Annotated in this window: 26 protein-coding genes, 1 tRNA gene and 2 pseudogenes; 12 read left to right on the top strand and 17 right to left on the bottom strand. The window is 59.5% G+C overall.

The window, feature by feature from the left end:
* Nucleotides 1-9: 9 nt before the first annotated feature.
* From CKW13_RS17310 to CKW13_RS17255, 12 genes are all read right to left on the bottom strand, one after another.
* A complete protein-coding gene (locus tag CKW13_RS17310; RefSeq protein WP_141233987.1) occupies nucleotides 10-750 on the bottom strand; it encodes a hypothetical protein in 741 nt (246 codons plus the stop codon).
* Nucleotides 751-846: 96 nt separating this feature from the next.
* A complete protein-coding gene (locus CKW13_RS17305; RefSeq protein WP_095109810.1) occupies nucleotides 847-1,143 on the bottom strand; it encodes a hypothetical protein in 297 nt (98 codons plus the stop codon).
* A 519-nt stretch (nucleotides 1,144-1,662) separates the two neighbouring features.
* Nucleotides 1,663-2,448, bottom strand: coding sequence for a transporter substrate-binding domain-containing protein (locus CKW13_RS17300; protein WP_095109809.1), 786 nt, complete (start codon nucleotides 2,446-2,448; stop codon nucleotides 1,663-1,665).
* 116 nt (nucleotides 2,449-2,564) lie between these two features.
* On the bottom strand, nucleotides 2,565-2,780 hold the full coding sequence (locus CKW13_RS17295; RefSeq protein WP_256576616.1) for a Rid family hydrolase: 216 nt from the start codon (nucleotides 2,778-2,780) through the stop codon (nucleotides 2,565-2,567).
* 224 nt (nucleotides 2,781-3,004) lie between these two features.
* Nucleotides 3,005-3,838, bottom strand: a complete 834-nt coding sequence (locus CKW13_RS17290) for an ABC transporter ATP-binding protein (RefSeq protein WP_095109808.1) — start codon at nucleotides 3,836-3,838, stop codon at nucleotides 3,005-3,007.
* A gap of 110 nt (nucleotides 3,839-3,948) precedes the next feature.
* Nucleotides 3,949-4,305, bottom strand: a complete 357-nt coding sequence (locus CKW13_RS17285) for a RidA family protein (protein ID WP_095109877.1) — start codon at nucleotides 4,303-4,305, stop codon at nucleotides 3,949-3,951.
* 17 nt (nucleotides 4,306-4,322) lie between these two features.
* The gene (locus tag CKW13_RS17280) at nucleotides 4,323-5,699 is read right to left on the bottom strand and encodes an NAD(P)/FAD-dependent oxidoreductase (RefSeq protein ID WP_095109807.1); all 1,377 of its coding nucleotides are present in this window, start codon (nucleotides 5,697-5,699) and stop codon (nucleotides 4,323-4,325) included.
* Complete coding sequence (locus CKW13_RS17275) at nucleotides 5,692-6,006, bottom strand: (2Fe-2S)-binding protein (RefSeq protein ID WP_095109806.1); 315 nt, start codon at nucleotides 6,004-6,006, stop codon at nucleotides 5,692-5,694. Before CKW13_RS17275 ends, CKW13_RS17280 begins: the two co-directional genes overlap by 8 nt.
* Complete coding sequence (locus CKW13_RS17270; protein ID WP_095109805.1) at nucleotides 5,996-7,123, bottom strand: FAD-binding oxidoreductase; 1,128 nt, start codon at nucleotides 7,121-7,123, stop codon at nucleotides 5,996-5,998. The genes CKW13_RS17275 and CKW13_RS17270 overlap by 11 nt, the downstream gene beginning before the upstream one ends.
* Nucleotides 7,124-7,158: 35 nt before the next feature.
* The gene (locus CKW13_RS17265; protein WP_095109804.1) at nucleotides 7,159-8,007 is read right to left on the bottom strand and encodes a lysine/arginine/ornithine ABC transporter substrate-binding protein; all 849 of its coding nucleotides are present in this window, start codon (nucleotides 8,005-8,007) and stop codon (nucleotides 7,159-7,161) included.
* Nucleotides 8,008-8,055: 48 nt separating this feature from the next.
* On the bottom strand, nucleotides 8,056-8,739 hold the full coding sequence (locus CKW13_RS17260) for an ABC transporter permease (RefSeq protein WP_095109803.1): 684 nt from the start codon (nucleotides 8,737-8,739) through the stop codon (nucleotides 8,056-8,058).
* Nucleotides 8,739-9,449 (bottom strand): ABC transporter permease, encoded by a 711-nt coding sequence (locus CKW13_RS17255; protein ID WP_256576611.1) that lies wholly within the window; start codon nucleotides 9,447-9,449, stop codon nucleotides 8,739-8,741. Before CKW13_RS17255 ends, CKW13_RS17260 begins: the two co-directional genes overlap by 1 nt.
* A gap of 189 nt (nucleotides 9,450-9,638) precedes the next feature.
* Between CKW13_RS17255 and CKW13_RS17250 the strand changes: the two genes are divergently transcribed.
* The gene (locus tag CKW13_RS17250) at nucleotides 9,639-10,541 is read left to right on the top strand and encodes a LysR substrate-binding domain-containing protein (RefSeq protein ID WP_095109802.1); all 903 of its coding nucleotides are present in this window, start codon (nucleotides 9,639-9,641) and stop codon (nucleotides 10,539-10,541) included.
* 92 nt (nucleotides 10,542-10,633) lie between these two features.
* Here CKW13_RS17250 and CKW13_RS17245 read toward each other — a convergent pair.
* Both CKW13_RS17245 and CKW13_RS17240 read right to left on the bottom strand, forming a co-directional pair.
* Nucleotides 10,634-11,032, bottom strand: a pseudogene (locus CKW13_RS17245) (ornithine cyclodeaminase); the annotation flags it as partial.
* Between the two features lie 257 nt (nucleotides 11,033-11,289).
* Nucleotides 11,290-11,377: transfer RNA gene (locus tag CKW13_RS17240), tRNA-Ser, on the bottom strand.
* A 124-nt stretch (nucleotides 11,378-11,501) separates the two neighbouring features.
* On the opposite strand from CKW13_RS17240, the gene CKW13_RS17235 reads away from it, so the two are divergent.
* Complete coding sequence (locus tag CKW13_RS17235) at nucleotides 11,502-12,173, top strand: Bax inhibitor-1/YccA family protein (RefSeq protein WP_095109801.1); 672 nt, start codon at nucleotides 11,502-11,504, stop codon at nucleotides 12,171-12,173.
* A gap of 58 nt (nucleotides 12,174-12,231) precedes the next feature.
* Here the strand turns inward: CKW13_RS17235 and CKW13_RS17230 are convergent, their stop codons facing one another.
* Both CKW13_RS17230 and CKW13_RS17225 read right to left on the bottom strand, forming a co-directional pair.
* Nucleotides 12,232-13,302 carry an FUSC family protein gene (locus CKW13_RS17230; RefSeq protein ID WP_095109800.1) on the bottom strand — a complete coding sequence of 357 codons (1,071 nt, stop codon included), beginning with the start codon at nucleotides 13,300-13,302 and terminating at the stop codon, nucleotides 12,232-12,234.
* Nucleotides 13,303-13,332: 30 nt separating this feature from the next.
* Nucleotides 13,333-14,958 (bottom strand): NADP-dependent glyceraldehyde-3-phosphate dehydrogenase, encoded by a 1,626-nt coding sequence (locus CKW13_RS17225; RefSeq protein ID WP_095109799.1) that lies wholly within the window; start codon nucleotides 14,956-14,958, stop codon nucleotides 13,333-13,335.
* Between the two features lie 198 nt (nucleotides 14,959-15,156).
* Between CKW13_RS17225 and CKW13_RS17220 the strand changes: the two genes are divergently transcribed.
* The 10 genes and pseudogenes from CKW13_RS17220 to CKW13_RS17175 all read left to right on the top strand — a co-directional run bounded on the left by CKW13_RS17220 (nucleotide 15,157) and on the right by CKW13_RS17175 (nucleotide 24,521).
* Nucleotides 15,157-16,041 (top strand): Dyp-type peroxidase, encoded by an 885-nt coding sequence (locus CKW13_RS17220; protein WP_095109798.1) that lies wholly within the window; start codon nucleotides 15,157-15,159, stop codon nucleotides 16,039-16,041.
* Nucleotides 16,042-16,147: 106 nt separating this feature from the next.
* A pseudogene (locus tag CKW13_RS17215) lies at nucleotides 16,148-16,390 on the top strand (GntR family transcriptional regulator); the annotation flags it as partial.
* A gap of 49 nt (nucleotides 16,391-16,439) precedes the next feature.
* Entirely contained in the window at nucleotides 16,440-17,057 is a 618-nt protein-coding gene (lexA, locus tag CKW13_RS17210; protein WP_095109796.1) for a transcriptional repressor LexA, read from the top strand.
* Nucleotides 17,057-17,674: a translesion DNA synthesis-associated protein ImuA gene (gene imuA, locus CKW13_RS17205; RefSeq protein ID WP_095109795.1), complete on the top strand. Its 618-nt coding sequence runs from the start codon at nucleotides 17,057-17,059 to the stop codon at nucleotides 17,672-17,674. The genes lexA and imuA overlap by 1 nt, the downstream gene beginning before the upstream one ends.
* A 7-nt stretch (nucleotides 17,675-17,681) precedes the next feature.
* On the top strand, nucleotides 17,682-19,097 hold the full coding sequence (locus tag CKW13_RS17200; RefSeq protein ID WP_095109794.1) for a DNA polymerase Y family protein: 1,416 nt from the start codon (nucleotides 17,682-17,684) through the stop codon (nucleotides 19,095-19,097).
* Nucleotides 19,073-22,174: an error-prone DNA polymerase gene (locus CKW13_RS17195; RefSeq protein ID WP_218192058.1), complete on the top strand. Its 3,102-nt coding sequence runs from the start codon at nucleotides 19,073-19,075 to the stop codon at nucleotides 22,172-22,174. The genes CKW13_RS17200 and CKW13_RS17195 overlap by 25 nt, the downstream gene beginning before the upstream one ends.
* A gap of 153 nt (nucleotides 22,175-22,327) precedes the next feature.
* Nucleotides 22,328-23,002, top strand: a complete 675-nt coding sequence (locus CKW13_RS17190) for a CsgG/HfaB family protein (protein WP_176465133.1) — start codon at nucleotides 22,328-22,330, stop codon at nucleotides 23,000-23,002.
* A gap of 30 nt (nucleotides 23,003-23,032) precedes the next feature.
* Complete coding sequence (locus CKW13_RS17185) at nucleotides 23,033-23,407, top strand: DUF4810 domain-containing protein (RefSeq protein ID WP_095109791.1); 375 nt, start codon at nucleotides 23,033-23,035, stop codon at nucleotides 23,405-23,407.
* A complete protein-coding gene (locus CKW13_RS17180; RefSeq protein ID WP_095109790.1) occupies nucleotides 23,404-24,063 on the top strand; it encodes a DUF799 domain-containing protein in 660 nt (219 codons plus the stop codon). The genes CKW13_RS17185 and CKW13_RS17180 overlap by 4 nt, the downstream gene beginning before the upstream one ends.
* Nucleotides 24,064-24,287: 224 nt before the next feature.
* The gene (locus CKW13_RS17175; RefSeq protein WP_095109789.1) at nucleotides 24,288-24,521 is read left to right on the top strand and encodes a YdcH family protein; all 234 of its coding nucleotides are present in this window, start codon (nucleotides 24,288-24,290) and stop codon (nucleotides 24,519-24,521) included.
* A 45-nt stretch (nucleotides 24,522-24,566) separates the two neighbouring features.
* Here CKW13_RS17175 and CKW13_RS17170 read toward each other — a convergent pair whose 3' ends face one another.
* Nucleotides 24,567-25,691 (bottom strand): SRPBCC family protein, encoded by a 1,125-nt coding sequence (locus tag CKW13_RS17170; protein WP_095109788.1) that lies wholly within the window; start codon nucleotides 25,689-25,691, stop codon nucleotides 24,567-24,569.
* Nucleotides 25,692-25,704: the final 13 nt, after the last annotated feature.

The following is a 25,704-nucleotide window of genomic DNA, read 5'->3' as shown; positions in this document are numbered from 1 at the left end:
CGTCTACTTCTAGCGAGTACTAAAAATGGGGGTATTACCGTCGACCTGGCTGAGGAAGGCATTCTTGGAGTCTGAATTTAAATAGCCGAAGGCCGTGACATAACCAGAATAGCTCGAGCTCTGGCTGAGGGTTGCATGGAGTGGTAATAGACGGGTGAAAACTGTCTCCATATGGCGATAGACCTGCGGGTCGTAATCCTGCATGAGCCCAGAGTCTACTGCGACCTCCTTCATCGCCCCGCCCAAGGCCAGCACCGGCCCCATCTCGATGCTGTAAAGCTGTTCTATGCCTTGACCGGTGAATCTCTCCAACTCGGGTTTGAATGTCAGGCTGTCCGGCTGTGGTTGCGAGTGCCCGCTAGCTTTGAGCTCGCCCAGAAAGGTATCCCTGATCTGTGAGAACGCCTGGTTGGTGCTTTGCCACTGCTCACGGGCTCCAACATCACCCTTGACCATAGCTGCCGGATACATGCTCGCTAGTTGCGCAGCCTTGAAGTAGACGGTTAAGTATTGGCGCAATCCATTCAAACCGTTGAGCTCCCGGCGCGCATCAGCATATCGCTCATATAGCGAGTCTAATTTGCCCACGGCTAATGTTAGGAGTGGCAACATGAAGATCGCCAGAATCAGTGTGAACTTTCTGGCGTAATTGAAGCGATTCATCAGACCAAATGCCAAGCTGACCACGTTGACTCTCCAAGACAGGATGCTGGGGCAAGACGGTGAGGTGCCAAAGCCTTTTTTAATCATGGGCATCCGATGGTCGCCCACTCAACATTGATGACCATCGCCGGGTCTTCAAAAACGGACAACCTGAAGATGCATCGTGTTATGAATGCCCGGCCTTCAATTTGATGCCACAACCTTACAAACCAATTTCTTCGCCATATTCCGGGTACGCTTGTATTGGGCCAAGCGACGGCCATTTTGGTAAACCTCTACCTGACTGCTGCCGCTGGCATACATGACCAGTCCACCACTCAGGTATTCGACATCTAGCCTCGGTGTTGTTGACGTACCCCTTACCAACACGCGCACGGTGGCGCCGCTCTCGATCCAAAACTCGCTGGATCGCGGCTCGATAACCAGCAGAATGCGGGACGGCGTACCGTTGATGAACTGGAGCTCCTGGCTGTCATACATGAGTTGACTCTGATAGAGAACGCTCGAGAACAGAACACATACGTGTCTAACTCAGGTCTTCACGGCTGCGACGACGATAAGCTCCAGACGAATGTGCGCCTAAAACAGACATAGAGAAGCCCTTGCGTGCATCGAAAGTTCACACAAGTGCTATGTAGAAAACTCAATTTCTATTAGGTACCTGCAATGCTTTGGGTATAAGTTCAGGAGGCCAGTTTCTGTTCTTTGCGACGCCTTCCAGACAAAGTGTCAAATCATGCTCAACCCAGCAAACAAACATCCCCCCTCTTTTCAATCGAGGGTGACTAAAAGACTTGCTTACCTCTTGCAATGGCTGAATATGCACTGACGGTTGAAGGCATTTCAATATGGAGAAGAACCCCGCCTCGGTAATCCTTCGCTCTTTTACTTGGTAACGAAATGCTGGCGTCACCTGACCTGACGTGTCATCTGCACTGAAGAGTTGCCTCAATGCAAACTACTCGATTTTGTCAAGTTTCATTCTTTTCTCCAGCTGGATCAGTTGCTTTCTGAAATATCGTATGCAAAATATTTTTTACGAATTTGGTCATACGTCCCATCAGATTTCATCTCTGCTAAGGCTTTGTTCAGCTCACCCGCCAAAGGATCATTTTTACGTACTGCAATCCCTGCTCCAGTACCGAAGTAATGCTCATCGGTAAAGTTCTGATCCAGCATGTGATAAACCTCACCGTTTGGTGATTTCAACAAACCTTCGTCGATAACAATAGAACCAGCGAGGGACGCATCAAGTCGACCGGCCACCAAATCGAGAAACACTTCGTTCTGGCTGCCATATTTGATGATCTGTGCACCAGCCGGTTCAAATTTTTCCATCGCGTAGCGTTCAAAGTTCGAGGCCCGTTGCACACCAATCCGCTTGCCGGCCAGATCTCCAGGTACAGTATTTATGCCGCTGTCCTTGCGTGTGACAAGCTTGGCGGGTAAGCGATAATAGCTTGTCGTGAAGTCAACGGACTTCAAACGTTCTTCAGTGATTGACACTGAGGAAATAGCTGCATCAATTTTACGGACCTTAAGTGATGGAATCAGGCCGTCAAATTCGATTTCTATCCATTGGCATGTTGCGTTAATTTTTGCGCACAATGCTTGACCAATGTCATAGTCAAAACCGACCAATTTATTGTCGGGGGTTTTGTAAGCAAATGGCGGATAGGCTGCTTCAATGCCAATGCGCAATGTCCTCTCACTAGCTTGAGCTAGACCAGTCATAGCAATCAACGCAGCAAGCCCGATTGTTTTAATGCTATTTTTAAAGCGCATGACATTCTCTCTCTTTCTTGTTTTGTTGGATGATGCTATGCAAGTACCACCGATGCGGTACGACGATATTGATGTCCATTTACGTAAGTGGGGCAATGACGAAAACTAGTCGTCCATCAGCCCACCGTTAACGACTGTGCAGCGAACACAATCAGTTCAAGTCGAATCTGTTCGGCGTCAAAACCAATTTGCTCTGCTGCTCGCGCAGGCGTTTCGTTGGGTGAAAACCACTGACTCCAAGCCTCATTCATTATGTCGAAGTTAGCTGCCATGTCTTTCATCCAGACTTGAGCGCTCAATATCCGTGAACGGTTGCTTCCTGCCTGCTTCAGAAGTTACACGAGTCGCTCCAGCACTTGTTTCGTCTGGCCCCTAATGTGTTCACTGCAATCAGCGGCGACGATGCCGCTGATCCATGCAACTCCATTGTGAATGACGATTCGGCTATCGCAGCGTCTTTAAGTTGAAATCCCTGCACGATACAAACAAGAAAATTCCAGCTTTATTGACAGGCTATCAATGCCTATCGGGCAAGTTACAACGCTTTGGCTAAAGATCATTTCAAGCTATTGGCCAGAAATTTCTGCAGTCTTTCACTTTGCGGCGCGTCGAGAATGGAGGCATCTCCTTCTTCCTCAATTAATCCTTGATGAAGGAGTACAATCTTGCTTGAAACCTGACGTGCAAAGGCCATTTCATGCGTAACCATCAACATGGTTCTACCTTCTTCGGCGAGCGACTTTATGACCTTGAGCACCTCTCCGACCAACTCTGGATCAAGCGCTGAAGTCGGCTCATCAAAAAGCAGCACCTCGGGCTCCATCGCCAGCGCTCTCGCAATAGCAACGCGTTGCTGCTGACCACCAGAAAGCGTTGATGGATACTGCTGGGTCGTACGGGATGGAAGACCTACTCTTTCGAGATACCTCTCAGCGCGCTCAACCGCTTCCTGTCGAGATACACCTAATACCTTTTGAGGGCCAAGGCACACATTGTCCAGGACCGTCATATGGCTCCACAGGTTGAAGTTCTGAAATACCATCGCCAGCCTTGAACGAAGCTTTTGGAGTTCTCTGGCCTTAGGCAGGCTGTGTTTACCAGCAGCACCTCCAATCTCCAAGCAATAATCATCCAACTGGATTTTTCCAGCGTCCGGCTGTTCAAGGAAATTCACACAACGCAGAAGGGTGCTTTTTCCCGAACCGCTAGCACCGATAAGACTAATCACATCACCTTTATCAGCATGTAGTGATACACCACGAAGAACTTGATGTTCTCCATAGTGTTTGCAGAGGCCTGAAATGCTGAGTTTTGGCTCAGCTCCGCGGTTATTGAAAGACTGAGAATTAGTTTCTACTTTCCGGGATGTCGCTTCTGAGGAGATGGACATAAGACACCTTGTTCTCTATCTCTGCGCACATCACGTTCTGCTAGGCGCTGGATAGTGCTGGTTGACGATGAAATGAATTGCTCTGATCCCTGCAGAGCAACTTTCAGTTTTTACCGAGTGGCAGCGGTGATGATCACTTCGATCAATAATGACGGCTCGTCGAAAGCTACCTGACATGTTGCACGAGCGGGACGGCCAGCCGATCCAAGCCATTTGCTCCATTCATCATTCATCGGATCGAAGTCCTGAACAATATTGGCGAGCCAGATCTGCGCCGACAAAATATGATCCTTATCGCTACCGGCTTGGCTCAGGCGCTCGTCGATTTTTGCTAGAACTTCGCGTGTTTGGCCTCGAATGTCCTGAGTACAATCGGTAGCAGTAATACCTGCGAGGTATACGACGCCATTGTGAATGACCGCTCGGCTCAAACGGGCATTGCTTTCTATACGATTGATTGAAGTCATATAGGTGTGCTCCATGGTTATTTTTCGTTGGCCAACTCGGCGAGTGTGATCGGCTTGAGTGGAGGACGGATTCGGTAATAGCCGACCTCGGAAGGCGAAACCTGCCGGGCATCCGCCAGAATCTGTGTCACGGACAATCCGCACTGCCTGCCTTGGCAGGGACCCATCCCGCATCTGCCAAATGCTTTCGCTTGGTTCGGACCCAGGCACCCCAGCGCTGCGTATTGGCGAACCGCGCCTGCAGTGACCTCCTCGCATCGGCAAATGATGGTGTCATCGGCCGGGAGCTGGAGACTCTGGATAGGTCTATACAGTCGTTCCAGCATCGGACGAATACAGCGGATTTTTTCCCAGGAGCGACGGATTGTTTGCGCTTCTGATTCGGCAGCTTTCGAGGTCAATTTTTCTAGCGATATTGCAATGCCTAGCCCCGCGAGTCGCCCCTGTAAAGCAGCGGCCTCGGCGCCATTCACACCAGCTCCATCCCCTGCGATGAAAAAACCGGGAACGCTCAACGCTCCCCACTGATCCTGTTTGGTGACCCAGCAGACTTGGCCCTCATCCCACTGATGTTCCGCTCCGATGGACAGTGTCGGATGAGTATTAGGAACTACGCCCTGATGCAGCAGCACAAGGTCGCAATCCACCCGGCACTGTGCTCCTTTGTGGGTAAAACTGATGGCCTGCGCTTTGACCTTGCCCTCAATCTGGATGTCGGTCGCACCCTGGTACCAATCGATGCCTGCCCGTCGAATTTGAGCCATCAAAGAGATGCCTTTGAAGAGCTGCTTCCAGGCAGGCAGCGCAGCAGGCAAATAGCGAGCTGCTGCCATCAAGTCGCTGCGAGCGCTCGTATCCACGAGTGCTTTGATTTTCACACCGGCTTTCAAGTATTGAACAGTCAGCAGGTAGAGCAACGGACCTGTACCCGAGAGCACTACAGCTCCATTGGGTACACGCGCTCCGGTTTTCAGAAGAATTTGGCCTGCACCCGCCGTCATGACACCAGGGAGGGTCCAACCGGGAACCGGCATGGGGCGTTCATAAGCGCCACTGCAGAACAAGATGCGCTCTGCAGATATGACACGAGTCACCCCCGCAACACGAAAGTGCACTTCGCGTTCAGCCGTTACAAGCCACACCGACGCATTCGGAACATAGTCGATCCCGCTTTTTATGAAGGAGGCTACCGCTAGGCTTCCCGCCGCATAGTCCTTGCCTAGCAATTCTTTACGTTTAGGTGAGGCGAGGCTTACTTCTCTATAGATCTGGCCACCTGGTGTCGCCTGTTCATCCAGAACCAATACCTTCACGCCTTCAGCGTGAAGACGCATTGCGGCCGCGATGCCAGCAGGCCCAGCGCCCAAAACTATTGCCTGCACATGGTCAGTCATGGGTGCCACCTTTGGTCGCTGCTAGAGAATGGGTTGTGACCTTCAAACCCGCATGAGTCCGGACCTGACAGGCCTGTCTCGAAACCCCGTCGATTTCAACCAAGCATTCAAAACAGACACCCATCATGCAGTAGGCCGTACGAGGGGCCCCGCTCACGGCGGTTTTTCGGGTGACATCTACGCCAGCTTCGAGAAGAGCCGCCGCCAAATTCGTGTCGTCCGCGACGCTGATCTGCTTTCCATCGAACTCAATGAGAACCTCGGATGTGCTGGCATCCAGAGATCGAAACAACGGGCTAGTGGCCATTGCTGTTCACCTTATAGTCAGGGTTCTTGAACCGCTGATCGCTGAATACTTGGAGCTCGTCCGGTGCCGGCCCGCCCGCAATCCATGGCGCCACTTCATAGGCATGTACTGCTGCCAGCGTCACACCGCTGTGGCAGGTAAGCGCAAAGACGCCTGGAAAGCTTGGAGACTCTTGGTAAATGGGAAAGCCGTCAGGCGTGAGCACCCTGAGCGCACCCCACGCGCGAACTAGTTGAACGTTGGCGAGCCTCGGAAAACAGGCAACTGCACGTCGGGCAATGTCTGACATCACGTTGGCACTAACGCCGTCATTCAAGCCTGTGGATTCATTGGAATACCCAAGCTGCACGGTTCCTTCGCTGGTCTGACGAACGTAGTTGGTGGGGTAATCCAGAAAATGAGGCAGACGCTCGGTTATCAGGATTTGTCCACGATTTGGAGACAAGCCAAGGGATATGCCGACCTGCTGTGCCAAGGATTGATTACCTAGCCCAGCGGCCAACACAACGCGGTCTCCCTCCCATGTCCGGCCGTTACCCGTCAACCGGTAACCCGACCCAGTGCTCTCGATCTTTTGGACCTCACAACCGGTTTCTAGGCTCACCCCACGTTGTTGAACCGCTGAGGTGAGCGCCCTTAGGAGCAAGAGTGGATTGGTGTGACCATCGTCAGGGCTGTAGCAAGCCCCCACAACATCTGGCCCCACGCCAGGCAGCCGCCGTCGCAGCTCTTCAGGGCCCAGCTCTTCAAATCGATACTTGCCCTCCAGCGCCTCGCGCAACCAGCGCAATTGACCCGCCTCTTCAACCATGTCCTCTTGGGTTAAACAAAGACTGAACCCTCCCGGCTGGCGCAGGTGTACGTCGATTCCTGTCTCGGCCAACAGGTCGTTGGCAAGGCGGGGCCACATTGCTGCAGAACGGAGCGTCAATCGTGCATAGGCGGGCATCCCATAGCCTTTACCCTGCACCCAAACAAGGCCGAAATTCCCTCGTGCCGCTCGAAGGGCAGTATCCCCTTGATCCAACAGCAGAACTTTCTGTCCCCTGTCGGCAAGGCCGTAGGCAGTCGCCAAACCGACCAATCCACCGCCCACAACGATCGTTACACCACTCATAAGTTGCCGCTCCGCTCAGCCTGGAATATTCGCTCTTACTCCAATGGAGTTACGTCGAATTTCAGCCATTTTTCAGAAAGCTTCTTCACCGTGCCGTCGTTGACTGCCGCTGTGATGGCTTCATCAAACTTCGCCTTCAAGGCCGTATCAGACTTTCGCAGCCCAATGCCGATACCAGGACCAAAAACCCCGCCGGAAAATATCGGGCCAGCCATATTCGTGCCTTTCAGCGACGGATCCTGAGTTGCGAGTTTGAGAACGACAGCGTTAGCCAATACCGCATCGATGCGACCACTCATCAAATCCATGTTGTGAGCATCAACGGTCTTGTACTCGCGAACTTCGACGACCTTCGAAAGATATTTTTCAGCGAAGGCAGAAGCGGTAGTCGATCCTTGTACGCCGATTACTTTGCCTTTGAGGTGGGGCGCCATCTGGTTGATGAGAGCCTCAGCCCCTGTCTCGTCTTTATCGAGATTGATGCTTTTAGCGTCGCCAGGCAGCTTGGCGAGGCTGCTGTTATCAAGCACTAGAAAGCCGTTGAGTGGAGCTGCGTACGTGCGACTGAAACCGATTACCTCTTGGCGCTTAGGCGTAATACTCATGCCTGCCATGATTGCGTCGATTTGCCCTCCGTTCAGTGATGGAATCAACCCGTCCCAATCATGCGCAGAGATCTCACACTTAGCCTTCATGCGATCACACAGGTCCCGAGCCAGCTCGATCTCGAAGCCGTCGAGTTGCCCACCTGGTTTAACAAAGTTCCAGGGTGCATACGCGCCTTCTGTGGCAATTCTGATGACTTGGGAATCTTCAGCGTTGGCGAACGATGCGCATACGCTGGAAAACAATACCGCACTCAACATCAAGTTCTTAAATTGCATAGCAAGCTTCCTCAATTCAGATTTGGCAGATTTATGCTGCTAACTTCTTCAACGCCGCATACCCCGTGTAAGCCGGGATTCCATCAGTGTTACTGCACGAGTTACTACAAAATTGAACAGCAGGTATAACGCACCGGCACATACGAAGACTTCGATAGGCCGATAACTTTGCGACACCAACTTTGCTGCAATACCTGTCACCTCCATTAGCGTGACAATCGAAGCAAGTGAGGTAGATTTGATTTGTAGGATTATTTCGTTTCCGTAAGCAGGCAACATTTGGCGCCACGCCTGCGGGAGAATTACACACCGCCAGATTTGATCCTTACGCAAGCCAACGGACAGTGCCGACTCAATTTGTCCGTGCTGGACGGAATTGATGCCTCCCCGAAGGATCTCGCTGGTATAGGCTGCAGTGTTCAAGGCCAGTGCCGCGAGAACGCACCAGTAAGCCTCTCTGAGGTAGGCCCAAGCGAAACTCTCACGTAGCCAAGTGAACTGGCCCAGACCGTAGTAAATAACAAACAACTGAACCAGCAGTGGAGTGCCGCGGAATATGGAAACAAAACCCCGGGCGGGATAATCCAGCCACACTTTTTTTGACAGGCGCATGGCGCAGATAACTGAAGCCAGGATCAAGCCGATAGCGCAGGAAAACAGCGATAAACCCAGTGTAAGGGGGACGCCAGCCAGTAGTCGTTTGAAGCACTCAAGCAGAAATGCGAAGTCCATCATGCTCTCCTCATCGGCTTATCAAGCTTGTGCTCAAGCCGCGCAATCAAATGGCTGCTGAATGCGCTGATGACGAAATACAGGGCAGCGGCAGTGCAGTAAAAAAGGAAGGGTTGATGGGTTGCACCTGCGCCTATCTGCGATTGGCGCATCAGCTCTACGAGCCCAACAACGCTGATCAGGGCAGAGTCTTTCAGGACCAGTAGCCAAACGTTGCCAAGGCCTGGTAGAGCAAGCCTCAACGCTTGGGGGGCAATAATCAGTGAGAACAGCTTGAATTTGCTGAGGCCTATTGATCGGCCCGCCTCGATGCTACCGATTGCAACGCTGTTCACTGCACCGCGAAGTACCTCCAGCTGGTAAGCGCCACTGATTACAGAGATAGCCACTACGCCCACGAAAAATCCGGGCAGCCCCACGAATCCTTTGAGTCCTAGGGATTGAGCCAACTGGGTCAGCACCATGCTGCTGCCAAAGTAAAAGAGGTAGATGACTAAGAGGTCAGGTACCCCACGTAGCACAGTGGTGTACACGTCGGCCAGCCATCTCAAGAGGTAAGACCGTGACAGCTTTGCCCAGCAGCCAAGGCAGCCGATGACCGATCCACATAGGAATCCGCAGACCGATATCGCGCACGTCATCAAGGCGGCGAGCAACATATCGGTTGCCCATCCCTGGTCACCGAAGTTCATTATTTCTAAGAAATTCACGGTATTACTCCACAGGCGACAGCGCGCTTATCAGGGTGGCGTTACGGCAGGATGCTTGGTGCTACTGGCGCCAGCGGGGCGCGATTTTTTTCTTGTTCTGTTTAATGTTTTGCAATTTCGCATGCTCCGAGCATAATTCAAAATCAAAAATACCCCCTTCAAGTATGCGCAAATGTTATGAGGTGAATCATGCGTATCAACCACCGCCAAGTTGAGGCATTCCACGCCGTGATGCGAACAGGCAGCATGACTGGGGCCGCAAACCTGATGTCAGTGACACAGCCAGCGGTTACACGTCTGATCAGGGACTTTGAGGAGGCTGTCGGTTTACCGCTATTCCAAAGGCGGGGCAGTCAATTAATCCCTACCCCTCAAGCGCACGCCCTCATTCCCGAGGTAGAGCGATCGTTTATCGGTCTTGATCGGATCGGTCGCCTGGCATCTGGGATCAGAGAACACACGGCGGGCTCGTTAAGGATCGCGGCAATGCCGGCAGTGGCAAACACGCTATTGCCGAGATTTTTGGCGTACTTTCTTCCGGAGCGACCGAACCTCCAGATCAGCATTCTGGGGGTTCCATCGCATCAAGTAGCGGAAATGGTGTCAGCTGGCCAAGTCGATATCGGTTACGCCGAAGGACCGATCAATCCGCACGGCGTCGAAATGCTGTCTGTGGACATGGATGCGGTTGCGGTGATGCCCAGCAACCACCCCATGGCCAAGCTGGAGATCGTGGCACCGAGCGATTTTGAAGGGCAGCGATTTGTCGCGCCTCGGCCAGGGTCAATTTTTTCTTCTGGGGTGCAGATTGCCCTGGCTCAAGTCCCCCGAGTCACTCAGCTGGAAACGAGTTTGTCTTATACCGCTTGTGCACTCGTTGCCCAGGGGCTCGGCGTGAGTATCGTTGATCCACCCACAGCATTTGATTTTGTGGGGAAGGGACTCGAAATGCGCCCCCTCTCGGTGAAAGTGGATACTGGATTCCTTGTCATCCGCTCCAGCAAAAGCTCTCAGCAGGCGTTAACAGAGGAGTTTTCTCATCAGTTCCTGACATTCTACAAAAATGGCTGGATGGACCTGCCCGAACTCTAAAACTCTGCAGGTCTAAACCGTCCCAAAGCCAGTTTTGAAGCCGCCAACTCTTGTCAGTGACTGGAGGGGATTGTGTGCGGCTTCGGTTAGATTTACGCCGCTCGTCTCACTTTGACCTTTCCTGAAGAGCCGCCTGCAAACGGGAAGAGATCCTTCGGATCCTGAGCCCAAGGAACGAGTTCGATGGTGATGCCGAGATTTCGTCGCTCGGCTTGTGTATTGATGTACCGGAGGGTCGAATAGTCCTCCAACGCAAATCCTACAGAATCGAAAAACGTTACCTGATCACGTGATTGCCGACCCTCTTCCGAACCAGCGAGCACACGCCAAAGGTCGACTACCGGGAAGTCAGGTGGCATCTGCTGTAGATCGCCTTCAATCCGTGTTTGCGGCTCATACTCGACAAACACACGTGACTGACGAAGGACATCTGCGTGCAGTTCGGTTTTGCCCGGGCAGTCGCCACCAACGCCGTTTATATGCATAAGAGGTCAGGCGGCCTTTGGTACTTGTACTGGCCAAGATGAAAAAAACCCGCTTCGGCGGGTTTTTTCGTATCGACCAACCTCAGGCGTCTTCTCGGAGAATCAGGGCAGACGTTTGCTGAATCTGGCGGTGAAGGGCATGCGCAGGGCAGGGGTCGCATAAATGCTCCCCAAAAGTGCGGAAGCGATTGCATGAGAGCTTAAAACCCCCAAACCCCAGAAACGAAAAAGCCCTGACTAATCAGGGCTTTAGCGTACAAAAATGGCGGAGGCGATGGGATTCGAACTCATGGACCTGTTACAGTCGACGGTTTTCAAGACCGTTGCCTTAAACCACTCGGCCACACCTCCGTATTGCGTTGCGGGCGCCATAATACCCGAATGAAACACACTGTCAAACTCTCTGCGTCGCTTGTTACAAGGGGTCTGTTATGATCTTTGAGACTGAACGTTTCAAACCTACAGGAGTGTCGCCATGCGCGAACAGGATTACGCAGTTAATAACGGCGTGCAGGCTGAGCAGCTAGAGGTTAGCCGCGTCCTGCGCAACACTTATGGCCTTCTTGCCCTTACTCTCGCATTCAGCGGTGTAATGGCCTATGTCGCTCAGCAGATGCGGGTCGGCTACCCGAATATCTTCGTGGTGCTGATCGGTTTCTATGGTCTTTTCTTCCTGACCAACAAACTTCGTGATTCGGCTTGGGGCCTGGTGTCGGCTTTTGCCCTGACCGGTTTCATGGGCTTTTTGCTGGGCCCTATCCTCAACCGTTACCTGGGCATGCAGGGCGGTGCTGAAGTGGTCAGCTCGGCCTTTGCGATGACCGCGCTGGTGTTCGGTGGCTTGTCGGCCTACGTCCTGATAAGCCGCAAGGACATGAGTTTCCTGGGTGGTTTCATCACCGCGGGCTTCTTCGTGTTGATGGGCGCGGTGCTGGCCAGTTTCTTCTTCCAGATCAGCGGCCTGCAACTGGCGATCAGCGCAGGTTTCGTGCTGTTTTCTTCGGTCTGCATTCTGTTCCAGACCAGCGCCATCATTCACGGCGGCGAGCGTAACTACATCATGGCGACCATCAGCCTGTATGTATCGATCTACAACCTGTTCGTCAGCCTGTTGCAGTTGTTCGGCATCATGGGTCGTGATGACTGATCGTTGATTGAATGAAAAAACCCGCTTCGGCGGGTTTTTTTCTGCCTGGCGTTTGACCTCAGATGTTCCAGTGCCTAGCCGTTTTGCCCAGGCGCCGGCGCATGTCTTCGACCGTGCCGGCCAATTGCCGGGTCAGTAGGCGGTAGCCGTCCAGGGCAGTGTAGATCGGTTCGCTCAACGTTGGGTCTTGGGGTGCATTGCCGGGTCGATCCAGGCGTTGTGCGGCGCCGGATTTCAGGGCTCGGGCCATGCCAATCAATTGCACGCGGATGTAGCGGTGCTCGCTTTTGAGGGCGGCGCGCATCAGTTCCAACTCTTGCGCGGTGGTCGGCCGGGTGTTGCCCAGGATCTCCAGGGTGCTGACGCACATGCGCAGGCTGCGTTGCAGGGCATCGAGCTGGGTCATGGAAATCTTCACCTCCTTGGACACCGAGGGCATCAGCGAGCGCAGTTGCAGCAGGGCGCTGTTGAGGCGGTTCAGCAGTTTCAGGTGTTCATCGTCGGTGACCGATTGGCCGCTGACGATCCGCCCATACAACGTGGCGCAGTCGCGCAGGGCGCTGGCCAGGTTGTAGCGCCAGGAATACACCGCGTACAGCGGCAGAGCGAAGGAGAAGGCGAGGGCCAGGACGATGCCGATCAGGATGTCTACGGTGCGCCACAAGCCGTCTGTGATGGGGTTGTCACCGTGGCCGGCAACGATGAACACGGTGATCGCCGACAGCAGGGCGGTGTAGCCGCCCTTGCCGATGGCGTGGTACGAGAAAAAGCCGCACACCAGAGACATCTGTAAATAGGTCAGCCACGGCATGCCCAGCCACGCATGCTGGGCCACCAGCAGCAGGCCGACGGCGGCGCCGATCAGCGTGCCATAGGCGCGTTCGGCGGCTTTTTTGCCGATGTTGCCATGGTGCTGCAAGCCGCCGATGACCACCAGCATGGTCACTGAGGCCCATTCGCCGTGGGGCAGGTTGATGCCGCTGGTCAGCAGGATGGTCGCCAGCAGGCCCAGGGAAACCCGTATCGCATGGATCAGCCGCGCATGGCGGTAGCGCCGGTACGGGTCCAGCAGTGGGCGCAGTAAGCGGCGCGCCCAGGCCGGCAGGCGCAAGGTGGGGAAGGCAATCATGGGGCGGGCGCAGGTCCTCGTCGGTGGGGGTCAGAACAGGTAATCGGTGGTCAGGAAACTGGAGTCGCGGTTGCGCAGGATCTCGCTGAGCAAGGCCTTGTTGCCATCCAGGGCTTTGGTCGCCACCAGGGTGCGAATGGAAAACACCCGCAGCGCATCGTGCACCGACAGCGTGCCTTCGGCGGAGTTCTTGCGCCCGTTGAACGGGTAGGTGTCCGGGCCGCGCTGGCATTGAGCGTTGAGGTTGATGCGCCCGACCTGGTTGGCGAAGGTGTCCACCAGTGGCCCAATTTCGCTGGCCTGGTTGCCGAACAGGCTCAGTTGTTGGCCGAAGTCCGACTCCAGCACGTAGTCGATCACGGTGCGCAGGTCGCTGTAGGGCACGATGGGCACCACCGGGCCGAATTGCTCCTCTTGGTATACGCGCATGTCGCGGCTGACCGGGTAGAGCACCGCCGGGTAGAAGAATGAGGCGCGGGTCTGCCCACCGTTTTCGTTGACCACCCGCGCGCCCTTGGCCACGGCATCGGCCACCAACCCTTGCAAATAATCCACCTTGCCCGCCTCGGGCAGGGGCGTCAGGGCCGCGCCGGTTTCCCAGGGCATGCCCGGGGCAAGGCTGGCGAGTTTGCGGTTGAATTTTTCGATGAACTGCTCCACCACCCGCTCATGCACAAACAGGATTTTCAGTGCGGTGCAGCGCTGGCCGTTGAACGACAGCGCCCCGGTCACGGCTTCGTTGACCGCGTTATCCAGGTCCACGTCGGGCAGCACGATGCCGGGGTTTTTCGCGTCCAGGCCCAGGGCCGCACGCAGGCGATGGGGGCGCGGGTGGAGTTTTTTCAGGTCGCTGGCGGCCTTGTTGGTGCCGATGAACGCAAAGATATCGACCTTGCCGCTGGCCATCAGGGCGCTGACGGTTTCGCGGCCGCTGCCGTAAATCACGTTGATAACCCCGGCCGGGAAGCTGTCGCGAAAGGCCTCCAGCAGCGGGCGGATCAGCAGCACGCCGAGCTTGGCCGGTTTGAACACCACGGTGTTGCCCATGATGAGCGCCGGGATCAGGGTGGTGAAGGTTTCATTGAGCGGGTAATTGTAGGGCCCCATGCACAGCGCCACGCCCAGGGGGACGCGGCGGATCTGGCCGAGGGTGTCTTGTTCCAGCTCGAAGCGGCTCGAACGGCGGTCCAGTTCCTTGAGGGCGTTGATGGTGTCAGTGATGTAGTCGCAGGTGCGGTCGAACTCTTTTTCCGAGTCCTTGAGGTTCTTGCCGATTTCCCACATCAGCAGCTTGACCACCGCCTCGCGCTGCTGACGCATGCGGGCGAGGAAGGCTTGTACATGGCCGATGCGTTCGGCCACGCGCATCGTTGGCCACGCGCCCTGGCCCCGGTCATAGGCGCGCACGGCGGCGTCGAGGGCGGTCAGTGCGGTGGTGGCGTCCAGCAGCGGCGTGCTGCCGAGGATGACTTGCTCGTCACCGTGCTCGCCGGCCAGGTACACCGGGCTGCGGACCTGGGCGAGGGCGCCGGGCCAGGTGTGCAGGGTGCCGTCCACCAGGTACTCGCGCTGCTCGATGGGACCATCGAGGCGGTAGGCAGGCGGGATGTCGGTGGCGCGGGGGAACAGCGAGTCGAGGAAAGCGGCGGTGGTCATGGCATTACCCTGTGTCTGGTGCTGGCGATGAAGGAGAGCGATATCGGTTGGCAGTGGGCAGGGCAGGTCTGGGTATGAGCTGCAAGCCTAGCCGCTTTTGCCGGTCGGGGTACATGACCGGCGTCACCTCGCAGCTTGCATAAACCCCACAAACGGTGAGGTGCAGCGTAAACTGCGCGGCTTTTCAGAGGAGTTGTCATGAGTTACTACCAGCCCGGCATTCTCGCCACCCCCGTACCGCCGCAGGCGCGCCATCTGTTTTTTGTCCTGGAGTCCACCGCGGCGCTGCCAGCGGCACTGGACCGCTTGCTGCCCCTGGTGAACGAGCGTGCGGTGATCGGGCTGGGCGAATCGCTGGTGCGAGCCATGGGCGCCCAGGTCGAGGGGCTGCGCACGTTCCCGGCCATGAGCGGCGTCGGCGTGGACAACCCCTCCACCCAGCATGCCCTGTGGTGCTGGCTGCACGGCGAAGACCGCGGTGAACTGCTGCACCGCAGCCGCGCCGTCGAAGCCGCGCTGGCCCCGGCCCTGCGCCTGGTACAGATGACCGAAGGCTTCCGCCACCTCAATGGGCACGACCTCTCCGGTTACGAAGACGGCACCGAAAACCCCCACGACGAAGCCGCCATTGCCGCCGCGCTGGTGCCTGCGGGCCGCGAGGGCCTGGTGGGCGGCAGCTTCGCCGCGATCCAGCAATGGCAGCATGACCTGGACGGTTTCGCCGCGATGCCGGGCCAGGAGCAGGACCACATCATCGGCCGGCGCAAAAGCGATAACGAAGAACTCGACGACGCGCCCGCATCGGCCCACGTCAAGCGCACCGCCCAGGAAAGCTTCGCGCCCGAGGCCTTTGTAGTACGCCGTTCCATGCCTTGGGTGGAGGGCAACCGCGCTGGCCTGATGTTCCTCGCGTTCGGCTTTTCCCTGGATGCCTTCGAGGTGCAACTGCGGCGCATGAGTGGCCTGGAAGACGGCATCGTCGATGGCCTGTACCGCATGAGCCGGCCGATTACCGGTGGCTACTACTGGTGCCCGCCGCTCCAGGACGGCCGCCTCGACCTGCGCGCCCTGCGCCCGGCCTGACGGCCCCTGTCGCCCGCGTGGCGATAGTTTTTTATCCAGCACCCGGCAACTTTTGCCGCGCCGGGTGCTCTTTAAGATCGCCTCCCTTGTGTGAATCGCGATCGTCATGACAGACCTTTCCCACCCCATCCTGCCCCTGGCCTATGTGCCGTTGTACCGCCAGCTGTACGACGTGCTGCACGCGCGCATTGTGAACGGCGAATACCCCGCAGACACTCAGATGCCCTCGGAAAGCGAACTGGGGCGGCTATTTCGCGTCAGCCGCATTACCGTGCGCCAGGCCTTGGCCGAACTGCATCGCCAAGGGCTGATTTTCAAAATTCAGGGCAAGGGCACGTTCGTCGCCCGAGCCTGACCTGACTGAAGGCAGTTGTCAGAGAATTCCCACAGGAGTACAAATGTACTCCATGACCACACTCAGCCCCCGCCGTACCGCCATCCTGACCTTTATCCGCGAGCGCATCGCGAACCAGGGCCAGCCCCCCAGCCTCGCCGAGATCGCCGAGGCGTTTGGTTTTGCCTCCCGGAGCGTGGCGCGCAAGCATGTGCTGGCGTTGACCGAGGCCGGGTTTATCGAGGTCAACCCCAACCAGGCGCGGGGTATTCGCGTGCTCGGCCAGGCCCCAGCGGCGCAGATGCTCGACGTGCCGGTCCTGGGCCGCGTGGCGGCGGGCGCGCCCATCGGGGTGGATGCCGAGGTGCACAGCCGCTTGCTGCTGGACCCGGCGCTGTTTTCGCGCCCACCCGACTACCTGCTGCGGGTGCAGGGCGACTCGATGATCGACGACGGCATTCTCGATGGCGACCTGGTGGGCGTGCGCCGCAGCGCCGAGGCCGAGAACGGCCAGATCGTGGTCGCGCGGCTCGACGGTGAGGTGACCATCAAGCGCCTGGAGCGCCGCGCCGGCAGCGTGCGCCTGCTGCCGCGCAACCCGGCGTATGCGCCCATCGTGGTGCGGGCCGACCAGGACCTGGCCATCGAAGGGGTGTTTTGCGGTTTGCTGAGGCAAGGCTGATGGGCGCCGTCGTCGCACTGGACAGCCTGCTCAACGCCGGCCAGGTATGGAAAGGGCGCCCAACAGCGCCCGTGGCCAGCCCCCAGCCCACCGGCCATAGCCTGCTGGACGCGGCCCTGCCCGGTGGCGGCTGGCCACCCGGGGCGCTGACGGAAATCCTCACCGCCGCCCCCGGCATTGGCGAATTACGCTTGCTCTGGCCGACTCTGGCGCGGCTGACGGCCCAGGGCGAACGGGTGGTGCTGGTGGCGCCGCCCCATGTGCCCTATCCGCAGGCGTGGCAGAGCGTCGGGGTAGACCTGGCGCAGTTGGCGCTGGTGCGGGCTGGCGAGCGCGAGGCCCTGTGGGCCGCTGAACAGTGCCTGCGCTCGGGCAGTTGCGCCGCGGTGCTGTGCTGGCCAAACCACGCGGACGACCGCGCCTTGCGCCGTTTGCAGGTGGCGGCCGAAACGGGGCAGACCCTAGCATTTGCCTACCGTGACCTGACCCACGCCATCAACCCATCGCCTGCGGCCTTGCGCCTGGCCATGGACGCTCACCCGGCGCAGTTGCGCGTCCTCAAGTGCCGTGGCGGCTTGGCCCGCTCGGCGCCGATCGCCTTCGCCCAGGGCTTGTGAGGTTGGCATGCGCTGGGTGTGTATTGTCTTCCCCCAATTGGCCCTGGACGCCGTGCTGCGCCAGCGCCCCGATGCGGACCAGGCGTTGGTGCTGCTCAGCGGTAGCGCCCAGCGCCGGGTCCTGCAAGCGGTCAATGCGCCGGCACGGGCGTTGGGCCTGCGCCCCGGGCAATCGCTGGTGGCGGCCCAGGCCCTTTGCAAGGACTTTGCCTGCGCCGAGCATGACCCGGCGCAAATCGAACATTGGCAACAGTTTCTCGCGGCCTGGGCCTACCGTTTCAGCTCCCAGGTCAGCCTCGACTACCCGCGCACCTTGCTTCTGGAGATCGAGTCGAGCCTGGGCCTGTTCGGCCCCTGGCCGCAGTTCGAGGCGCGGTTGCGGGCCGAGTTGACGGCCCTGGGGTTTCGTCATCGCTTGGTGGCGGCGCCCAACCCGCTGGCGGCGCGGGTGCTGGCCAATGCCTATGACGGCTTGGCCGTGGCCGATGCCCCGGCGTTGCAGCGCATGCTCGGGCAAATGCCGGTCGAGCGCCTCGGCTGGCCCCAGGACGTGGCCACGGCCCTGTCGCGCATGGGCTTGCGCACCCTGGATCAGGTGCGCGCCTTGCCCCGGCAAAGCCTGGCGCGGCGCTTCGAGGCCCAGGTCCTCAAGCACCTGGACACCCTGCTCGGCGAGCGGCCCCTGGCCCTGGCGTTCTACCAGCCGCCGCAGTACTTCGACCTGCGGATCGAGTTGAACTACGACGTCCTGTCCCATCAGGCCCTGCTGTTTCCCTTGCGCCGCTTGACCGCTGACCTGGCTGCGTTCCTCTGTGGGCGTGACTGCGGCGTGCAGCGTTTTGTCCTGCACCTGGAGCATGCCGGGCGCCCGGACAGCAGCATCCCGGTGGGCCTGCTCAGCGCCGAGCGCGAGCCGGCCATGCTGTTTGAGCTGGCCCGGGGGCGCCTGGAGCAAGTGCAGGTGCAGGCGCCGGTGCGGGGTGTGCGCCTGGTGGCCGAAGACCTGCCGGCCTTTGCCCCCCAGCACCGTGAACTGTTCGACGAGCGCCCGCAGCAATCCTTGCCCTGGGAGCAACTGCGCGAACGCCTGCGCGCGCGGCTGGGGGATGACGCGGTACACGGCTTGGGCCGGGTGGCCGACCACCGCCCAGAACACAGTTGGGTGCCGCGCCCCGTTGTGCCGCCCGGTCCGTGCGCCGCCGGCGTGCGCCGCCCCGGGTGGCTGCTGGCCCAGCCCCAGGCCTTGGCCGATGGCGCGGTGCGAGTGCTGATGGGCCCTGAGCGCATCGAGTCTGGTTGGTGGGACGGGGAGGACGTGCGCCGTGACTATTACCTGGTGCAAACCCGTGACGGCCAACAGGGCTGGGCCTATCGCAGCGTGGGCGAGGGCGGGCCGTTGTGGCTGCAAGGCTGGTTCGCATGACCCCGGACTACGCCGAGTTGCATTGCCTGTCCAATTTCAGTTTCCAGCGCGGCGCCTCCAGTGCCCAACAATTGTTCGAGCGAGCCAAGCGCCTCGGCTACCAGGCCCTGGCCATTACCGACGAATGCACCCTGGCCGGCATCGTGCGCGCCTGGCAGGCGGCCGAGGCGGTGAGCCTGGCGTTGATCGTGGGCAGCGAAATCCGCCTGGAAAACGGCCCGAAACTGGTGCTGCTGGTGGAAAACCTTGCCGGTTATCAAGCCCTGTGCGGGCTGATTACCCAGGCCCGGCGCCGCAGTGAAAAAGGCCACTACCAGGTGCTGCGCGAAGACCTCGAAGGTGGCCTGCCGGGGTTGCTGGCCCTGTGGTTGCCCGATGGCCCCCACGACCACGCCGCCGGCCACTGGTTGCGCGGCGTGTTTGGCGAACGCCTGTGGCTGGCCGTGGAGTTGCATTGCGGCCAGGACGATGCCCGCCACCTCGCCGGCCTGCGCCAATTGGCCGCCAGCCTGGGCCTGCCGCTGGTAGCTTGTGGCGATGTGCACATGCACGTGCGTGGGCGCCGGGCCCTGCAGGACACCATGACCGCTATTCGCCACCATGTGCCGGTGGCCGAGGCCGGCCAACGCCTGTACCCCAACGGCGAGCGCCATCTACGCAGCCTCGACGACCTGCTGCGCCACTACCCCCGCGACCTGCTGCAAGCCTCGGCGGACATTGCCCGGCGCTGCACGTTCGGGCTGGGCCAATTGCGCTACCAGTACCCCCGGGAACTGGTGCCGGCGGGGCACACGCCTGCGTCCTGGCTGCGCCAGTTGACCGAAGACGGCTTGCTTTGGCGCTGGCCAGGGCAGGGCGCCGACGCCAAGGTGCGCGAACTGATCGAAAAAGAACTGGCGTTGATCGAGGCGCTGGGCTACGAGAGCTATTTCCTCACCGTGCACGACATCGTGCGCTTTGCCCGCACGCAAAAAATCCTCTGCCAGGGGCGCGGTTCGGCGGCCAACTCAGCGGTGTGCTACGCCCTGGGCATCACGCAAATCGACCCCAGCCGCATGAACATGCTGTTCGAGCGGTTTTTGTCCCGCGAGCGCAACGAGCCACCGGACATCGACGTCGATTTCGAGCACGAGCGCCGCGAAGAGGTGCTGCAATACGTGTTCCAGCGCTATGGCCGGCGCCGGGCGGCGTTGACGGCGGTGGTCAGTACCTACCACGGCGCCGGTGCGGTGCGCGATGTGGCCAAGGCCCTGGGCCTGCCGCCCGACCAGATCAATGCCCTGGCCGATTGCTGCGGGCGCTGGAGCGACCAGGCGCCGCCCCTCGAGCGCTTGCGCGAGGGCGGTTTTGACCCCGACAGCCCAGTGCTGCGGCGGGTGCTGGGGCTGACCGGGCAACTGATCGGTTTTCCCCGGCACCTGTCCCAGCACCCCGGTGGCTTCGTGATCTCCGAGCAGCCCCTGGACACCCTGGTGCCGGTGGAGAACGCGGCCATGGCCGAACGCACCATCATCCAGTGGGACAAGGACGACCTGGACCGGGTCGGCCTGCTCAAGGTCGATATCCTGGCCCTGGGCATGCTCAGCGCCATTCGCCGCAGTTTCGAGCTGATCTACCGCTTGCGCGGCCTGGAACTGAGCTTGGCAAGCATCCCCGCCGAAGACCCGCAGACCTACGCCATGATTAGCCGCGCCGACACCATTGGCGTGTTCCAGATCGAGTCCCGGGCGCAGATGTCCATGCTGCCGCGCCTACGTCCGAAAACCTTTTACGACCTGGTGATCGAAGTGGCCATCGTGCGGCCCGGGCCGATCCAGGGCGGCATGGTCCACCCGTACCTGCGCCGGCGTAACGGCGAGGAGGCCGCCACCTACCCATCCCCTGCGCTGGAGTCAGTGCTCAAGCGCACCCTGGGGGTGCCGCTGTTTCAGGAGCAGGTGATGCAGATTGCGATTGTCGCCGCCGACTACAGCCCCGGTGAGGCCGATGAGCTGCGCCGCTCCATGGCTGCGTGGAAGCGCCACGGCGGTTTGCAGCACCACCAAGTGCGCCTGCGTGAGGGCATGCTGAACAACGGTTACAGCGAAACCTTCGCGGCGCAGATCTTCGAGCAAATCAAGGGCTTTGGCAGCTATGGCTTTCCCGAATCCCATGCGGCCAGTTTTGCCCTGCTGACCTACGCCAGTTGCTGGCTCAAATGCCACGAACCGGCGGCGTTCGCCTGTGCGCTGATAAACAGTTGGCCGATGGGGTTCTACAGCCCCGACCAGATTCTCCAGGATGCCCGCCGCCATGGCTTGCAGGTGCGCCCGGTGGACGTGGGTGCCAGCAGTTGGGATTGCAGCCTGGAGCCCATGGCCGGTGCGCAACCGGCGATTCGCCTGGGCCTGCGCATGATTAAGGGCTTTGCCCAGGAAGACGCCGTGCGCCTTGAAGCGGCGCGCCGAGGGGCGCTTTTTCGCGATATCGCCGACCTGGCCGAGCGCGCACAGCTGGACGCCCGCGCTCAGGCACTGCTGGCCGATGCCGGCGCCTTGCGCGGTTTAGCCGGCGACCGCCACCGCGCCCGTTGGGCGGTGGCCGGGGTGCAGACGCAACTGGGCCTGTTCGCCGGCTTGGCGGAGCAGGCCGAACCGGAGGTGCGCCTGCCCAGCCCCAGCGTTGGCGAAGACGTGCAAGCCGACTATTTGACCCTGGGCACCACCCTGGGGCCCCATCCGCTGGCGCTGTTGCGCGAGTCCTTGAACGCCTTGCGCTGCCGCAGTTCCAAAGCCTTGCTGGCGGTCGAGAATGGGCGGGCGGTGCGTGTCGCCGGGCTGGTCACCGGGCGCCAACGCCCCGGCACTGCCAGCGGCGTGACGTTTGTCACCCTGGAAGACGAGTTCGGCAACCTCAATGTGGTGGTCTGGCGCGACTTGGCCGAACGCCAGCGGCGGGTGCTGGTGGGGGCGCAACTGCTCAAGGTCGAGGGCACCCTGGAGACCAAGGACGGCGTGGTCCACGTCATCGCCGGGCGCCTCACGGACCTGAGCGCGATGCTTGAAGGTATCGCCGTGCGCAGCCGGGATTTCCGTTGATAGGCAGGCTTTTCAGGGCGTTTTTTTTGTAGGTTTTGAGAAGTGCGAATGATTTTTTTTCTGTGCGCACGGGTGGTATCTCGTCATAATCGCCCGCGGTTTCGTCCAGGACGTCACCCTTTATTGGTTTTTCAGGAGAAGTGCACAGTGAGAATGATCTCGCGGTTTTTGTTGTCTGGTCTTGCCGTCGCGGCCTTGGGCACCTTGGGTGGCTGCGCCACCGAAAGCTCCCGCGCGCTGACGGTGACCAAGGTCGAAAGCGCCAGCCGGGTGTATTCCGGCGTGCGTGTACCGATGGCCGTTGGTAAGTTCGATAACCGCTCCAGCTACATGCGCGGGATTTTTTCCGATGGCGTGGACCGGCTCGGTGGCCAGGCCAAGACCATCCTGATTACCCATCTGCAGCAGACCAACCGCTTCAATGTGCTGGACCGCGACAACCTCGGCGAAATCCAGCAGGAAGCCCAGTTCAAGGGCCAGGCCCAACGCCTCAAGGGCGCGGATTTCGTGGTCACAGGCGACGTCACCGAGTTCGGCCGCAAGGAAGTGGGCGACCGCCAGTTGTTCGGCATCCTCGGGCGCGGCAAGACCCAAGTGGCCTACGCCAAGGTCAACCTGAACATCGTCAACATCAGCACCTCGGAAGTGGTGTATTCGACCCAGGGCGCGGGCGAGTACGAACTGTCCAACCGCGAAATCATAGGCTTTGGCGGCACCGCCAGCTATGACTCCACCCTCAATGGCAAGGTGCTCGACCTGGCCATGCGCGAGGCGATCAATCGCTTGGTCGAAGGCATCGATGCCGGCGCCTGGAAACCTTCGAACTGATACGTGGCGAACACAGGGAGTTTCATCGCAATGGGCTTTATCAAGACTTCACGGGCGCTGCCGGCCTGCGCGCTGGCCGCTGCCCTGCTGCTGAGCGGCTGTGCCAGCGCCCCGAAAACCCTCTACCAATGGGAAGGCTACCAACCCCAGGTGTACGAGTACTTCAAGGGCGAAGAGCCTGCCCAGGCCCAGGCCGAAGCCCTGGAGCGCGACTTGCAGAAAATCGCCTCCACCGGCAACAAGGCACCGCCGGGTTACCACGCCCACCTGGGCATGCTGTACCTGAGCATGGGCAAGGATGACCAGATGGTGCAGCAGCTGCGCACCGAAAAAGCCTTGTTCCCCGAATCGGGGCCGTACATGGACTTTTTGCTCAAGAACGCCAAGACCGGAGACGCCAAATGAGCCTGCGCATGGTTAAAACCCTGGTGGGCTTGTGTGCCCTGGCCTTGCTGGGCGGCTGCGCGACGCCCAAGACGGTGGATTACTCGGCGTTCAAGCAGAGCCGCCCCAAGACTATCCTGGTGCTGCCGCCACTTAATGAGTCGCCGGATGTCAAAGCCACCTACAGTCTGCTGTCCCAGGTCACGTACCCGCTGGCCGAGGCTGGCTACTACGTGATGCCGATCGCCCTGGTGGACGAGACCTTCAAGCAAAACGGCCTCAACACCCCAGGCGATATCCACCAGGTGTCGCCGGCCAAGCTGCAAGAGATCTTTGGCGCGGACGCGGCGCTGTACATCACGGTCAAGGAGTACGGCACCAGCTACATGCTGATTACCAGCGAAACCGCCGTGACTGCCAGCGCTCGCCTGGTGGACCTGCGCACCGGCGCCGCGCTGTGGACCGGCACTGCCCGGGCTTCGAGCGAGGAGGGCAACAACGCCAACGCCGGTGGGTTGGTGGGCATGTTGATTACCGCTGCGGTCAAGCAGGTCATCAACAGCTCCACTGACGCTGGGCACCCGATTGCCGGCGTCGCCAGCCAGCGCCTGCTCTCGGCCGGGCAACCTGCCGGCCTGCTGTACGGCCCGCGTTCGCCCAAGTACGGCAGCGATTGACCCCGTATGTAGCAAACGGGCTTGCCCGCGCTGCGCTGCGTAGCAGCCCTCCAGCAGTGTGGCGCCTGGCGGATTTTTACGGCCGCTGCGCACCCGCTTGCTACAGGGTTAAAAGGGCCGCTGGTCTGATGGGAGGTCGACAGAAGGTTATCGCCGAGGCCATGCTGTTGACTGGCCAGCACGATGCCCTGTGCTGGCTTCCGATCACTAGACGGAGGTGTTCCATGCCGGTGAAACATGACCTGTGCCAGGACTTGAACCGCTCGCACGACGAGATTCAAGGACGTCGGGCGCAAGATCCGCATCTTGATGCACTGATCGACAAGTACGCCAACCTCGATAAACAAGTGCTCCAGGCCGAGGCTGAGGCCCGCAGCGATGAAGAGCTGAAGAAGCTCAAGGAGAAGCGAGTGAACCTCAAGGATGAAATTTCCCAGCGCCTGGTCGCACCTTCCTGAATTCGTTCCACCCAGGGCGGGGCCAAATGGCCCCGCCTGCTGTTTCTACCCTGCCAATGCCCGCTGTGCCACGTCCCGCAAGGCCAGCATCGAGGCCGCCGATTCCCGTTCGATCCGCCGCTTGAGCAAGAGCCGGTTGGCCAGGCGCATCCACCTGCTACTGAAGCGATATTCCAGGGTGCGGATAAACCGCGTGCCCAGGCTCGCGGTGGGCTGGCACTCGTAAGTCAGGCGCAGGTGCAGGCCTTCGCCGTGGGCGTGGGCTACCCAGCGGTGGCCGGGCAAGTATTCGTGTACCTCCCAGCTCAGGTGCCCGGCGCGCCCGCCGGCGTGGATGTCTTCCTCGAAATGTGCGCCGGCCGCCAGCGGCCCGGGCGGCGCCTCGACCCGTAGGGATGAGGGGTGCCACTGCGGCCATTGGCTGACGCTGCTGGCATAGGCCAGCACGGCTTGGGGTGGGTGCGGGATGTCGACCTGATGCTGGAGGCAGGTCATGGTGCTGCTTGGCGAGTGGGTGTCATCCGGCTCCCAGTGTAGGGTGCCGAACAGGTAGTCCATCAGGGGCAAAACGATATTGAAGTTGCGCCCCTGCATCAGCTCGCGGCGGTGATGCAGTGCGTGCAGTTGGCGCATTTGGCGAATCCACGGCAGGCGCGCCAGCCTGTGTTCGGGCGGCAGGTGCTCGCAGGCGTGGAACACTTCATAACTGAGGTAGCCCAGAATCATCCCCGCGCCAAACAGCCCGGCCACGTTGGCGTCCCAGTACTGCAACAGCCACCACGCTGGTAGGGTTATCAGCAGGCTGTGGGCGACGATCAGCCAGGCCGGGAACAGAATCACCCGCCAGTCCCGGGGGCTGTCGTAGGTCATGTGGCCGGGGCTGAAAAAACTGTGGTGATCGCCCGTGTGACGGGCGTAGAACAGCCGCGCCCAGCCCCGTTTATGGTGGCCCAGGTAGCGGTGCACCAGGTAAATGCCCAGGTTGAACAACAGCAGGGTGGCCGGCAGTGCTAGCCATTGCAGGGCGATGACCTGATGCAGGGTGCTGGCGAAAAAACCGATGGCCAGCAGCCCGAACGTCAGCACGAAACCACCGTGCAACCAGGGGTTGTAGCGCGGGTGGACGCCAGCACGATAGCGCTGGCGAAAGGCTTGGGTGGTGGGGTTCACGGTACGCTCCGCA

The organism is Pseudomonas sp. Irchel 3E20 (genome assembly GCF_900187645.1).
Classification (GTDB): domain Bacteria; phylum Pseudomonadota; class Gammaproteobacteria; order Pseudomonadales; family Pseudomonadaceae; genus Aquipseudomonas.
Note: the sequence above shows the minus strand (reverse complement) of the source record. Positions and strands in the feature narration are given on the sequence as shown.